This is a genomic window from Enterobacter sp. ECC-219 (genome assembly GCF_043966805.1).
Classification (GTDB): domain Bacteria; phylum Pseudomonadota; class Gammaproteobacteria; order Enterobacterales; family Enterobacteriaceae; genus Enterobacter; species Enterobacter cloacae_N.
The window spans coordinates 4,801,822-4,816,547 of the sequence record NZ_CP143680.1 but is presented as its reverse complement, the minus strand read 5'-3'; the positions used below and the strand labels follow the sequence as shown (position 1 = coordinate 4,816,547).

The following is a 14,726-nucleotide window of genomic DNA, read 5'->3' as shown; positions in this document are numbered from 1 at the left end:
GTCTGACCGTGGTCAGACCCTTTTTTATGGTTACATGAAATCCCCGCCGGTGAACGACGGGGAGAGGGTGGTTAACTCAGCTGTTCGTCATGGAACGTAATGATCACCTTCGCATAGATATCAATTGGCGTTTCCGTCATCAGCGGCAGCCACTGCTTCGGCTGTGCTGTTGCGCTCATATCACCGTTCCACTGCTTGTGCTCAGGCGTTTTTGGCATATCCATGCCGGTCTGACCGGTGGATGAACCCGGCGAGAGCTTGACGTCGGTACCTTTCGGGTTACTCGACGGCGCCACGCCGTTGGTCATATCGCCGTTCCACTGCTTGTGCTCAGGCGTTTTCGGCATGTCCATGCCGGTCTGGCCAGTGGACGAACCCGGCGAGAGCTTGACGTCGGTACCTTTCGGATTACTCGACGGCGCCACGCCGTTGGTCATATCGCCGTTCCACTGCTTGTGCTCAGGCGTTTTCGGCATGTCCATGCCGGTCTGACCGGTAGACGAACCTGGCGAGAGCTTGACGTCGGTACCTTTTGGGTTGCTCGACGGCGTGACGCCGTTGGTCATATCCCCGTTCCACTTTCTGTGCTCAGGCGTTTTCGGCATATCTTTGCCGGTTTTACCGGTTGCAGAACCCGGAGAAAGTGTTGGGTAATTCGTATTTGGAACGTCCCATTTTTTCTTCGGCGTCGTGCTGTCAGCCGGTTTCGGTGCAGGCTTCAGATCGCCCGCTTTCGACGGCGTAACGGCAGGCACCGCTTCGCTGTGCGCGGTCTCAGAAGGGGTGGTATCCGTCTTCTTGGTACTGTCAGCCGGTTTCGGCGCAGGCTTAAGGTCATCCGCTTTAGACGGCGTAACGGCAGGCACCGCTTCGCTGTGCGCGGTTTCAGACGGGGTGGTATCCGTCTTCGTCGTACTGTCAGCCGGTTTCGGCGCAGGCTTAAGGTCATCCGCTTTAGACGGCGTAACGGCAGGCACCGCTTCGCTGTGCGCGGTTTCAGACGGGGTGGTATCCGTCTTCGTCGTGCTGTCAGCCGGTTTCGGCGCAGGCTTCAGCTCGTCCGCTTTCGACGGCGTAACAGCAGGCACCTCTTCGCTGTGCGCAGGTTTCGCTGGCGTATCCTCTTTCTTCTTCGTGCCATCGCCCGAATGCTTCGACGAGCCGCCGCCATTGCGGTGGTCGCTCGGCGTATCGACGTCGTAACTGCCTTTTTTCTTCTTACCGATGCCAGGATCCGCAAGGGTAAAGGAGATATTGTTACCCGCTTCTTTTTCGTCACGGGTGACAACAGACATCTCATCCTTGTTGGTGTTGATCTCGCCAGTCGTACCTTTGCTGGTGGTGCCCCCCACGGAAATGGTGGATTTTTGTGTTTCGTTACGGTGGATCTCATCGACCGTATCCACGTAAATGTTAGCCGATGGAATGCCGCCTTTTTTACCCGGTAGACCACCGATACCTACGCCACCACCGCCGTACAGGCCGTCCTGCTCAACGGTATCTTGCAGATCTTTGGCGTTGATATTGCCCGCAACGTTGACGCTACCGGTGCCATTATCAGAGACAATATTTGCGCCCGTCATGTTGAGGTCGCCACCGGTTTTCACCTGCACGTCGCCCGTGGTGTGAATGCCGGACTGCTTCGCGGTGGTTGCCGAGTCATAAGCCTCTGAGCCGCCGCCGCCGTTAACGGCACCGGTAGGCATCACGCCTTTAGTCGACACGGCAACACCTATGGATGCCCCCCAGTTGGCACGCTCGTTATCCGTGTGAACCGTATCCTGAAGGGAGTTAACGGTCATATCCCCTGCAACATCCACGTCCGCGGTATTGGCATCAATGTTGGCACCACTCATGGTCATGTCGCCGCCGGACTTAATTTTGACGTCGCCTGCCGTAATTGTGCTGTTGGTGTAGCTGGTGCTGTTGCCTGTTCCGGTCTCTTTGTTGCCGCTGTAGTCGACAGACGCGCCGCCGCTCACGCCGGAGACATCCACGCCCACGCCAACCGTGATGCCCGCCGAGTGCTCCTCGGTGGTGTTGCTGTAGCTGGATGTGGATTTCGCCGCATTCATGTTCACATCCCCGCCTGCGTTAATTTCAACGTTCTGGCCGCTAATGTCTGTTCCGTTCAACGTGGTGTCTTTTTTGGTGTTGATCGAAACGTTATTGGCGCTGATGTGGTTAATGTTTTCCGCCGTGGAGGTGGAGGTCGAGTGCGATTTAGATGAACTGCCGCCAATAGTAACGGAACCGCCAGCCAGATCGTTGAGCAGCAGGTTAGAGGCCTCGCCCATCACTTCCGCAGCCGTTGTTCCGGCGTTGGCAGACTGACCATCGGCGCTTTTTTCAATCAGGTTACCGGCTTTATCAAAGGTATCCACAAGGGTGCTGTGGGCTTCACCCGTGATACCAAACGACGTCTCTTTATGGGATGAGGTGTTTTTCATCTCATCTTCATATTTCGTGGTCGCGACGTCCTCGGCGTTGATGGTCAGGGAGTTGCCCGCGCTGAGATCCGCCCCACCGATGTCAGCGGTCTTACCTGCTTCAATCGTCCCGGACTGGCCAAAGTTGATTGAGGCATTGGTGTTCTTTTTGCTGTCGGTGACGGACGAGTCACTGGAGGTGCTCATGCCGAACGTGAAGCCAGCCGTATCATTGACCGGCGCACGGCCAGGTTTCTTGCCGATAGCGGAGGTGTCGGATTCTGATCCTGCGCTGACATAGTCGCCAGAGGTCGTTTCGGTGCTGCCGCCGTTCATGGTGCCGTAGTCGGTGTTAACCGACTGGCCGCCGCCGCTGGCGCCCGCGCTGATGACAAACTCGCGTGTCGAGCTGTGCTGTTCTTCGTGAGCAACGTCCTGGGATGTTTTGATCGTCACGTCATTTTCAGCGGTAATGCTACCGGTCTGGGCGTTGTAGGTACCCCCTTCCATCACCACGTCGTTTTTGGCCTCGATACTCATGTTGCCGCCAGCGGAAACATTCGCGCCAATGGCTTTGCCCGTGGTGGTTGAGGTATCAGACATCGTGAAGTTGAGCGCGCTTCTGACGTCGTTATCAATGATACGCGTGGCGTCAATTTCATGCAGATCATTGAAGGTGACGTCGCCGTCGGTGGCCTTCATGCTTACATCCTGACCCGCCGTAATATCCGAGGCGTTGGAGGTGATAGATTGAGCCTCCATGTTAATGCTACCGCCCGCAGTGACGCCGTCCTCAAAGGCGTGGATCACCTGCTTGCCACTCTCATCGCGTCCTACGCTGGCCGTCATGGTGATGTCACCCTGAGTTGCGGACATGTTCACGTCGCCCTCAGCGTTAATCGCCGCGCCGTTGTTATTGATATTGCCGCTGGTGCTGGACATATTGATGTCGCCGCCCGCAGAGATACCCGCGCTCATGCCGTTGCTAACGTTGTTGATATCGCCATCAGAGACCAGCGTCATGTCGCCTTTGGATGAGATCGTACCGTTGGCGTTATTAATGCTGTTCGAGTCGACGTTCATATCGCCGCCGGCATGAACGGTCGCGGTGCCGCCGTTAACATCTCCGCTCTCCATCTGACGAAGCGTTTCAGGGCACAGGTACACGACCGGGACCATCACGTCCACGCCGTTCACCGTCTGATTGACGAACCAGACGATATCGGCGTCCAGCCCGTTGCGCTGCTCCTCGGTAAGGGATTGACCGACAACCAGCCCCAGCTCGCTGTCCTGTGCTGCCACACCTGCATTGTCCATCAGGGCCTGCACCAGCGCGTCACCTTCCAGACCATCACGGATCGAAAAGAAACTGCCCACGGAGCTGCTGATCTCACGGCGGATCAATTCTGAGGTGAAGTAGTTATCACCAATAACGTTAACCGGCTTCTGTGGGTCATAGCCCACCTGATCGAAGAAATAATCCGATCCGGTATAAGCGCTCTGATCGATCATCGACGGACGCGTTTCAAAGATCGGAACGATATTGTTGGTTGGCCCCGGATAAGCCGTGCCATTTTTTTCCGCTTCGGAGGTTTTCTTAAAGTCGGTCGAAACTTCAAACATGCCCGGAATGGAGACCATATCCTTGATGGTTGGCAACGGGCTAATGCCCATCGCCAGCTCGTCAATTTTTTTGGTATTCACCTGGACATCGTAACCTGCAATGACCGTATCCACGGTGTATTCACCCACGTCGATATCGCTCACGTCGCTGTGGCTGTTAATCACCCCGGCGCCCGCAATTCCGTTATCCAGCGTGCCGCCGTTATGCGTAAAGTTACCGCCCGCAGTGATCTCGCCTTTTTCAGAAGGGACGAAGTAGGTTTTATTGTTTTTTAATGCATCATTATTGGAGGCTGTTACGCTCGCCCAGATACTGCGCATTGTAGCGTAGTCGGTGGTTTGCCAGGTTTCACCGAAGATGTCGGACATCATTTTGTTGAAAAGCGTGGACTCGTTTCCGGTCATCACGACGGCGTTGTACCAGAGCGCTTTTTCAGGATCATCGCTGCCTGTTTTACTGGCCGCTGCGCCATTGCCAAACTCGAAGTCGAGGAACTGGTAAAGGGTATCAAAGTTCCACGTTGACGTATGATAGGCGCCTAAATGCCACTGATAGGTGAGCCCGCCCTGCATCTCTAACGGCAGTTGCAGATAATCATAAATGGACATTTCACCGTATTCCGGTGAGTTGTAGATATCACCGGTAACCGTAATATCTTTCGCCGCCTGAATCAGACCACCTTTGTTTGTAATCTGTTTTCTGTCGTAGATATTGCGCTGATTGATATTAATGTTGCCGCCCGCGCTGATCTCGGCCTGATGATCAAGTTTCAATCCCGAAGTCACAATCGGCATTGAGAAGTTAATCATGGTGTTAGATTTCGTTGCGAGATGCTCAACGGTGCTATATACCGCACTGGCGTTCTGATAACCCGTCATGGAGATTTCGTCGCCGGTATAGCTACTTTCGTTTCTGATGGATTCCGCGTCTAAATTCACGTCCTTCTCAGCACGAATGATCCCGGCCTGGTTATGGATCTCCTTCGCGATAATCGACATATCACCCATGCTGAGCACGTTACCCGACACGCCGTTGAAGAAAGTACCGTTACGGGCTTCCAGACTCATATCGCCCATCGTCCACAGCAGGCTACCGGCATTGTTGGTGATATTGCCCGCGGTGACGTTGAGATCACCTCCGGTCACGATAGACATGGCATTGGTGAAATTACCGTCTGCATTCACGGTCAAATCGCCAATCGCTTCCATCTGGGTGCTATTGGTAAAATCGCCGTGCGTGGTGATCGCCATCGCGCGTCCGGCGTAGATATTTTGGTTATTGGCGTCAAGGGTCAGGCTGTTGTCGACGCTAAGCGTGAGATCGCGTCCGGCCTCAAGAATACCGGCCGTGTTGTTCAGGCTGGCGAGAGTCAGCTGCAGATCCCGGTCTGCGGTGATGGAGGCGTTGGCATCGTTTTGCAGGTTTTTGGTCGCAATAGCAATATTAGTGCCCGCAATTACTGCATCAGTGGTGTTTTTGATGTTGCCTTTCTGAACATTCAGCGAGGTCGTTTTCGCCCCTGCGAGCACGGCTTCATCGCTGTTGTTAAGGATGTTTTTCACGTTCAGCGTCAGGTTGTTATCCGTCGAGACAATGGCCGCGCCACTCTCGTTGGTCACATTTTCTGACGTCACGGTCACATCGCCGCCCGCCACCAGAGTCGAATTCGAACCATTTTCACTGCCGCTATTGAGCAGTGAATTTGCCGCGACGGTTAACGCACCATCAACGGCCTGAATCACCCCACCGGAGAGGTTAGTCAGTACGCCAACGGCGTTGAGCACCGTGTTCATGTTGGCCGTGATCACCGCCTGGCTGGAGTTGGTCAGGGAATCCACATCCTCGATCGTCAGGTTACGCAGGGCCATGAGCACATGGTCGCTCCCGTCGTTCATCAGGCTTCGGATATTGCGGATAATCAGGTCGGTGCCCGCCTGCACGACGCCGTTATTGTGCAGCGTGTCGCCGTTCTGCACCGTAATGCTGCCGTCGCTGAGGATCACTGAGTTATTGTTGAGAGTATTAACACCGTCCAGGGTCATGTTGCCCGAGGCGAGGAGCGCCGCGTCAGTGCTGTTGTTCAGCGTACCCACATCGTTCATGCTGAGAGTATGCTCAGACTGGATCACCGCACTGTTACTGTTGTTAAGCGTATCCACATTGCCGATTGTTACGCTGCCGCTACCGACCATCGCGGCGCTGTTGATGTTGGATACGTTTGTGATATTCAGCATCGCCAGCGCACCGTCTGCAACCAGCTGAGACGCATCGTTGGTGAGGGTACCAATGTTGGAAAGGGTGAGATTGCCGCTGCTGTAGAGGGTGGCATCGCGGGTGTTATTCAGCGTGCCGATGTGATCCAGCAGGATGGACGTTGCCTGAATGCCGGAGGCAGTGTTGGTCAGCGTTGTCGTGCCGGACAGATCCATCGCCCCACTCGCGAGCAGAACGGCGTCGCCTGTGTTGGTGAGAGTGGACATATTGGTCAGAGTAACGTTTTTCCCCTGGATCCGGCTATTGTCGTTGGTCAGTGCGGTCGTATGCGCGCCGTCCAGCGCCAGGTTTTCGCCCGCCAGGATCTCGCCGCCGTGGGTGTTATTCAATTGCTTACTGACGTTCAGCGCAACATCGCCCGCTGCGCTCAGGGTTCCGCCGTTGTTATTCAGCTTCGCTGCTTTCACCTGCGCTTTTTGTCTGGCGTTCAGCGTACCGCTGTTTTCAAACGTCGCATCGGCGTTGGACGCAGTCAGGGTAATGTTTTTCCCCTCGATTTTGCCCTGGTTCTTGATGGATTTACCGCTGGCAGTGAGGGTGACATCTTTTTCGTTGCTGATGATGTTACCGCTGTTGTCGACGTCGCCGCCCACGTTCAGGCTGACTGCTGCCGCATCACCCATGAGGGTGCCGCTGTTGGTCAAATTGCCGGTCGTTGTGACCTGCAGTGCATCAATTGTCGCACCGACGTTTCCACGGTTGTTCAGCGCGCTGGCGTTCATCACCAGCCGTTTTTCCGCGAAGATACGGCCGTTGTTCTCCAGGTTCCCGACACGGAGCGTCTGGTTGTTGGATGCGTAAAGCACGCCGTCATTCTTCAGTGAGCCGGACGCAATTGTCAGGTCCCCCGTCGCGCTGACGGAGCCGCTATTCACAAAGGCCTCTTTCAGGGTGAACTGCAGGGTGCCTTTTTTCGCCAGGAAGCTGCCGCCGCTGTTATTCATGCTGCCTGCGGTAATCTGTATGTCACCGCTGTGGCTGATCACCTGGGTATCCGAAATCAGCGAGGTAAACGGCACTTCAACGCCGTTGACCTTCACAACGAAATCGCCGTTTTTCAGCGTCACTACGCCGTTTGCAATGACCTTACCGTTGGCGTCCAGCGCCTGCAGTTTACCGTTCAGGGTATACTGGCCCGCGACGTTAATCTGAATCGCTGGAACGGTGGTGGTGGCGTTGTTGTTGGTTACCAGCGAGGCGGCGTTTTGCACCAGCGAGCTGGCATCAATGCGGATTTTGCCGGTTGAGGCGATCACGTCGTTATTCAGCGTGATGCCCGCCAGGGCATTCATGATAATGTCGTTTTTTGCCTGAACGCCGGAAGTGGACTTGTTCAGGGTAATATTCTTGCCGGAAAGCGACATATTTTTCTCGCTCGACAGGCTTGCGAGCGTAATGTCGCCATCCGCGCTGATCTCAAGATCGCTGCTGGCGATAATGCCGCCGGCATGACGGACGCCCGCCCCGGATTCGGTGCTGATCAACTGGATCTTACCGCCGTACATGGAGCCAAGCGCGCTACCGTCGATAGCAACGGCCGGACCACGCCCGTCGCCTTTGTTACGCACGGTGTGGCTACGGGTCGCAAGGTCGTAGTCGTTCTGGCCCGCCAGCACTTTGATGTCTGCTTTACCGGCAATTTCGCCTTCCAGCTGCGCGCTGCGGCTAACGATGTCAAAGTAGCCCAGCCCGTCGGTATTAATACCCTGGCCGGTGACTGATACCGCCCCTTTTTCGACCGCCAGCTTATAGGAACCGTCGTTATTTGCCTGCACTTTACCGGTGCTGAGGGTCAGGCTATTCGCATTGATGGTGGTTGCGCCGTTCACGCTAATGCCGTTTTCGTTAGCAATGATGATGTCGGCCTTTTTACCGAAAACTTCCATCGTGCCGTTAATGTAGGACGCTTTCGCACCCGTCACTTCGCTGATAATGGCGCTGGCTTCGTGCTGCAGTTGGGCGTTTTTTACCGCATAGCCGCCAATTTTTGTCACGCCGTCCTGCATGCTGTTGTTAAAGATCATCCCCTGTTTTTCAACGTTAAATTCGTTGAATTTATTCATGGAGATGCCCTTCGCATTAGGATCGGCAATATTCACCACGGGCGTGCCGTTGGCCGCCTGGCCCATGGTAGGGCCTTTCGACTGGCGATTATCAGGCGTGGTTGCCGCATCGACGGTGGCCGAGAAAATGCCTGCCAAAGACAGATATAATGGACAAAGCCGCTTATGCAAATTGCGCGTGGTTATTTTTCCGCTGCGTGTGTTTTTGTTTTTCATTATTCTTCCCTTTGTTAGAAATTAATTTCCGTTTTGTAATAAGCCACTGTGTTATCGATGGTTTCTTCTTCCATTGAGTCTGGTTTTTTAATGGGCCACCCTGCCATAACGTAGGAAGAGAAATGGCTGCCAGTAGCTTTAATGCCCACTGATGCGCCCATCATGAATTGGCTGTCGCAGACATTGACGCCTTTCGGGCAATTATCTTTTGTAAGGCCAAAGTCGTAGCCAATATAAGGCGTCAGCTGGTAAATACCGGCCAGTCCAATATCGAAAGGAAACTGCAGGCTGTTGGCAATCCACGCGCCGCTGTCGCTCATCACGTTATCGTCTTTGAAACCACGAACGGTGTATTCATCACCGATGGTGACTTTGGCATCACTCACCAGCACATCCGGCGTGTACTGAAAACCGCTGTTCAGCTCATAGGTCATGCCGAGTCTGCCAAACTTAGTGAGCGGGCGCGTCCAGGAGGCAATGCCGTTGTATTTCAGATAATCAACGTCGAAACCTTCAAGGTCTTTATCGCCGTCCCGGGCTGAACCAAACCACGGCACCGCCGCAGTGACGCTCAGATCGCCATAGAACCAGCCGCCGCCCATAGCGCCAACATAGGTCAGGCCCGACGCCAGAGAGGTGTAGGTTTTTGAGCTAACGTCAATGCGCGCGTTTTCGATGCCGTTGTAGTTATCCCGGCGTTCGACTTTCATCCAGGCGCTGGTTTTGCCCGTTGCGCCACGCGTCAGCATGCGGCTGATACGCAGGGATGCACGCTCCGACGTGCCATCGGAATCGTAAATGCCGAAGCCGCCGTCGATGCCTTTTTCGTATTCGGATTTGTAATAGCTGGTATCAAAACCCCAATAGCCCAGCGGCACACTGTAACTAAATGACCAAGAGTCCTGTTTATCATTATTATTTTTCAGGTCGTTCCAGGAGTAATACGCATTGAAGATGTCGTTTAACCCGGCAATATTTTTTGCCGTCAGGCTGCCGTAATATTGCTGCCAGCCTTCTGATTTGCTCCCGGAGTTATTTAACCCCGCCGCCGCGTCAATCGGAAATGAGGGCTGATGAATCAGGTTAAGATCGGAATAACCATTAATGATTGAGGGTTCAACGCTAATATTATCCCCACCCGAGACCCGCATCAGGTTCTCAACCATCTGGTCGACATCCTGCATATTGAGGATCTTGTCTTTAGCAAACGGGTAGGCGGTAAAAAGACGTGTGCTATCACGCAGACCCGGTGTCTGGCCGTTAACTTTGAAATTGTTGATCTTTCCCCACAGCACGCGAAGCTTAAGCGTACCGCTCTTGATGTTGCCGGGGTCGATGCTGATAAGGGTGGTGGCATAGCCACGGGAAATATAAAAATCCGTTAACTCTTTCACTAAGGTGAAAATGTCAGATTTACCCAGATCCTTTCCCAGATAGCGCTGGACGATCTCCTCGCGCTGCGGCGATCCGTCGAACAAATGATCGTCGAGGATCTCGATCCTGGTTACGTTGAACTTCCACGATGAGTCTGCCGGCAGTCCGGTCTCCGCGTCTTCTCCGCGAATTTCGCGCTGCTGTTGCAGCAATGCTTCCGTTCTTTTCGCCTCTTCAATCAGATATTGGTTACTCTGCCGCTCCAGGCGGTCAAGTTCCTGCTTGTTCTGAACTGAGGGCAGTATGGCGGCATGGGCCACCTGTAATAAAGGCAGTAAAAACAGGACGTTTTTAATTTTGAAATGACAACGCATCACTCTCTCCCTGAGCGTTATTTAATGACAACAGTGTATTGAACGGCGCCGACAACTTTGCCGGGGGTGAGGGCCGTCTTACGATCGACCCCGCCGCCAACATAGATATGTGCCTGATAGTTTTTGGTGAGCGTGGAGGCGGTATAGACCTTCTCCTTACCCAGCGTGATCGCGGTTGAGTTCTTCTCAAAAAGGCGAATACTAAAATTACTTGCATAGCCATCGCCGCTTTCAACGCCGATCACACCGGTCAATGCTCCTAAGGGGGTGTTAATTAAGGAATTGAAGGTGATGCCAATTTGTTCCGTGGAAGGGCAGCCCACGGTGATGCTGAAGTCTTTTTTAACACCTTGAAAAGTGTCGTCGTTTTGAAAATCGGCGATGTTATAGGTGCCTAAATCGACGTTCGTCGCTGAGGGGTAAATTGAGCACGAAGCGGTAACCACCTTAATGGCAACACCAAAATTGATGGCCATAATCGGCAGTTTTTCGCTTTCATCGGTGGATGGGATCACCAGTGCCTCCGCCACCTTACCCGCTGGAATAAAGTATTCCCCTTCAGGCATTGAGCCGGTCTGGACCATTTCCACCAGAACCGTACTGTTTTTCACCCCACAACCGGTGGAACACGTGGTCGGCGATCCTGAGTTACCCGGCAGCCATGAAGATTCGGTCTGCGTGGGCCACCGCATGCGAATGCCAATCCCCGGGATTTCGGTGTTATAGACATGATCAATCTGCGACCGGATATAGCTTCGCGAGTAGCTTGAATGCCATGAGGATTGTGTGGAAGCGTCGCAGGTGTAGCTGACATCTGGCACCTGATAGGTTTTGCTCCATAAAACCTTGCCGACTTCACGCTGCTTTATGACGTTAAGCGTGATGTCGTCCATGATATTCAGCGTCGCCAAAGGGGACGTGAGGGTGCACAACGCCGCATAGGCGTTGTTGCACGTTAAAGAGAAAAACGCCGAGGATAAAAGAATCAGCGCAGCCGTAAAGCTCCGTTTCATGGTGTTGCCCCGTTATTGATGCAGGTAATTTCAATAGCCTTAAACGCCTCTTCCTCGGATGGCCGATCCTTAGTGCCTTGCTTCACATAACGCGCACCGCACTGCGTGGGCTTTTTATTTTTCTTCCACTGGAGGGTAAAGACGTTTTGGCCTTCCTTAAGCGCCACCATCGCCACGCCGTTTTGCCCGACCATGCCGATCGCGTTGTGCGAGTCGTCCAGTACCGACGCACCAAATGGGATCACTTCGCCGGAAGGCTGCATAAAGCGCACAAAGCTCTGGCTATTGGCCTGGGTGTCCATTTTGATCAGCACTGCCGCGCCGGAGGTTGGCACGATGGTTCGGCGGGTGTCGTCGACCTCAACGGTATACGCGGTGCCTTTCGGGTCGGCGTACACCTCGTTGTACTTGTAAGGCACCAGATATCCGACAATGCCGTAGCCGTTGTCTTTGATGACGGCCTGGGAATCCGGGTAGATGCGGGAGCCTTCGGCGCCTTTTGCTTCCACAATGCCAATGGTGTCTGCGAGGCTAGGCACAAAGTTGATGCCGCCTTCATGCACCACCACGCCGCCGTTCAGGTTGACCCCTCCCATAAAGGAATCTCGGGACTGGCTGTAGGTCATCCCGCCCGAGGCGCTCTCGCCCGTATAGGAGAGGTTCATGCCGAAGTTGGTTTCCGGCGTGTTGGACTGGCTGAAATAGCCGCCAAAGCCAAACTGTGAGCGTTCCCCGGCGGAGCCGTTCAGCGAGGTACGGAAGTTAGCCTCTTCGCTGTTATAGCTAAAGTTGGCCCCCAGGCGAGCTTGCTTCTCGTAGTGGTGGCCAAGCGGCATGCTCACGTTTAGGTAGAGCGTATCTTCGTGGTCGCCATCGTCGTTATTGGTACGGCCAAGGGAGATCCCCCAGGTCGTAATGCCAAACTGGTTGTTGTAGCCCAGCACGAAGTTCGACTTTTCATTCCGACCCTGTTCGTTATTCCAGACGTTGCCCACAAACCCGCTGAGGTAGAAGCTTCCCCAACCGGCCGGAAGCGTCTGGTTGATGTTGGCTTCCAGGCGCTCTCGATAGCGTTCCGGGAGAAAGTCTTCTTCATCGGCTTCAATTGAGCGCTTCAGGCTGACCGCATCGCTCAGGGAGTAGAAATTCGCACTTGAATAGCGATAGCCAATCAAGCTGAAGTTCGTCCCGGTAGTCGGAAGGGTTTTCGCCAGGCTAATGCGCAGGCTCATATTGCAAAACGTGCCGCAGCCTGCGGTGTCGGGCTGCCCCTCGAAGCGGGTAAAGGAGCGCGTCACGTCTATGCCTAATGCGCCCAGACGAGTGTTAATCGCAAAACCGGTCATCAGCGCCGCATAATCACCTTCGAACGCGCTCTGTCCGCCAACGTAGCCGGTAAAGTTATTGAATAAGCCGTACTGAAACGTGCCCTCAACCGCTTTCGGATCCTCTTTCAGCCAGGTATCGCGGATTTCACCTGCAGCCACAGAGTAGCGGGAGTAACCCTCGCGCAGCAGCTGCGGCACGCTGGAGTAGGGGACCACGAAGTAGGACTCTTTGCCGTTTGTCTCTTTAACTGTGACCTCAAGATCGCCGTTATAGCCGGTCGCATAGAGATCGCTGATAGCGAACTCCCCAGGCGGCACCACCTTTTCATACAGGGTGTTGCCAGCCTGCTTGATGGTCACCGTGGCATTGCTGTTGGCGATGCCACGCACCACCGGGGCGTAGTTGCGTACAGAGTCGGGAAGCATGCGATCGTCCGTGGCGAGACGAACGCCACGCAGAGCGGTAGTGTCAAAAAAATCACCGGTGGTGTTCAGATCGCCCAGCACTATCTGCGATTGCAGCGGCGCAATCGCCCGCTCTGCATAGGCCTGGATATGCTGTACGCCGGTATTTTCAGTGTCGCTGCCGGAGCTAAGGCTGTCGTAAGTCGTAAAACGCCATGCACCCAATGCGAGGGTGTTGTGCAAATTGCTGTAGAGATAGGTCGCGTTATCCTGAGCGGGGCGATAACGTGAACTGGTGGCGCTAAGGGTATAGGAGGACATCAGCGCCGGTACGCCGTTATCCCATAACTCCGGGCTTACGTAACCGGCAGGCGTGTTAAGCAGCATTGCCTGAGGAATCGTGACATCCAGCTGTTCTTCTACCGCGTTATAATTAACCGTCGCGCCTTTAATCAGCTCAGGGAGAATAATGCAGGTATTTTGCTTCCAGTCGGGAGGAAGTTTTGATGTGTCGACGTCAAAGCGGACGACCATTTCGGGCGTCATGCAGGCGTTGAATCCCTGCTCATTATTTGCAGCAACAAAGGTCACGGTCCAGGTATTAACAGGCTTTAGATTGCTGTAAACCTCAAGCGCATATTTACCCGGTTTTATTTTTTCAACGCCGTCAAATTGTGTCAGATCAATTCCGCTATCGTAATACTTCATAAACCCATGAGAAAATGTCATCGGCTTACTGGTATCACTGGCATAAACTGCGAGTGGCGCAATTGTCACCGAAATGACAAAGCCACTAATCACCCGCAGGGTGTTAGTTTTCTTGTAAAACATCGACATATCACCGTCCTGGTCAATATGATTACAAATCAGAAGTTATACGTGCGCTTAATATAGGCACCCAGATCGGTAATATAATTGTATTGGAATGTCCCTTTTCCCTGTACGGCATTGACCTTCGGGAAGTGATATACCATCGTGCTATATGGCGCAATCATCTCGCCATCAATCATGACATCTTTGCCCTGAGCATCTCTGAGCCAGACATTTGTCATACTTACATGGAAAGGCGAATTATTTGTTCCAACGACGTCATAACCATTGGCTGTTTTTTTCAATTGCCAGGTTAACTCATCTGCCGCTTTCATTGGATTACCTTTCAGGCCAACCGGGCGATAGAAAAATTTAATCAGCGTTCTGAACGCCATCTTTAGCTGGTTTTTATCTGCGTCTTCCGCCATTTCAGGGGGAATATCCAGGACATTAAGCCACAGGACCGTTTCACGATCTTTTGGATATTTCGCGGCTGCGCCTTCCGTCTGGAATATGCGGAAAACTTTCCCCTTTTGGCCGTTAATTCTGGCCGCCGGTGGGGTGATAAAGAAAGGCAAGTTTTCTTTGGCGATGCCGTCACTCTTATCGGTGCTGGAAAGCCATACCTGAACCAGTTCAGGCGTTTTGCTGACGTTATTAATACGAATCGTTTGTTCTTTCTCCCCAGCGTTGAATGCCACGCGGGTCGTCATAATTTGAATCGTTGCACTGGCCGCAAAGGAAAAGGCCAGCGTCATCATGAGTACAGAAGATATAACAAGTTTTTTTAACATCTGGCCTAATCCTTTAGGTGAT

General features: G+C 53.6%; 5 protein-coding genes. All 5 read right to left on the bottom strand.

Translation table 11 applies throughout. The features are described from left to right. Positions 1–71: 71 nt before the first annotated feature. From V1603_RS22850 to V1603_RS22830, 5 genes are read right to left on the bottom strand one after another with little or no spacing between them, the layout of a single operon-like run. Positions 72–8,606 carry a hemagglutinin repeat-containing protein gene (locus tag V1603_RS22850; protein WP_395313306.1) on the bottom strand — a complete coding sequence of 2,845 codons (8,535 nt, stop codon included), beginning with the start codon at positions 8,604–8,606 and terminating at the stop codon, positions 72–74. Positions 8,607–8,620: 14 nt separating this feature from the next. Continuing rightward, positions 8,621–10,354, bottom strand: a complete 1,734-nt coding sequence (locus V1603_RS22845) for a ShlB/FhaC/HecB family hemolysin secretion/activation protein (protein ID WP_395313305.1) — start codon at positions 10,352–10,354, stop codon at positions 8,621–8,623. Between the two features lie 17 nt (positions 10,355–10,371). Next, positions 10,372–11,367, bottom strand: coding sequence for a fimbrial protein (locus V1603_RS22840; RefSeq protein WP_233002838.1), 996 nt, complete (start codon positions 11,365–11,367; stop codon positions 10,372–10,374). Continuing rightward, complete coding sequence (locus V1603_RS22835) at positions 11,364–13,937, bottom strand: fimbria/pilus outer membrane usher protein (RefSeq protein ID WP_395313304.1); 2,574 nt, start codon at positions 13,935–13,937, stop codon at positions 11,364–11,366. The genes V1603_RS22840 and V1603_RS22835 overlap by 4 nt, the downstream gene beginning before the upstream one ends. Before the next feature lie 29 nt (positions 13,938–13,966). Beyond that, positions 13,967–14,704: a molecular chaperone gene (locus V1603_RS22830; protein ID WP_395313303.1), complete on the bottom strand. Its 738-nt coding sequence runs from the start codon at positions 14,702–14,704 to the stop codon at positions 13,967–13,969. Positions 14,705–14,726: the final 22 nt, after the last annotated feature.

Coding starts and splice junctions, on each gene's coding strand:
- V1603_RS22830 (WP_395313303.1), bottom strand. CDS start 14,704: ATGTTAAAAAAACTTGTTATATCTTCTGTACTCATGATGACGCTGGCC.
- V1603_RS22845 (WP_395313305.1), bottom strand. CDS start 10,354: ATGCGTTGTCATTTCAAAATTAAAAACGTCCTGTTTTTACTGCCTTTA.
- V1603_RS22840 (WP_233002838.1), bottom strand. CDS start 11,367: ATGAAACGGAGCTTTACGGCTGCGCTGATTCTTTTATCCTCGGCGTTT.
- V1603_RS22850 (WP_395313306.1), bottom strand. CDS start 8,606: ATGAAAAACAAAAACACACGCAGCGGAAAAATAACCACGCGCAATTTG.
- V1603_RS22835 (WP_395313304.1), bottom strand. CDS start 13,937: ATGTCGATGTTTTACAAGAAAACTAACACCCTGCGGGTGATTAGTGGC.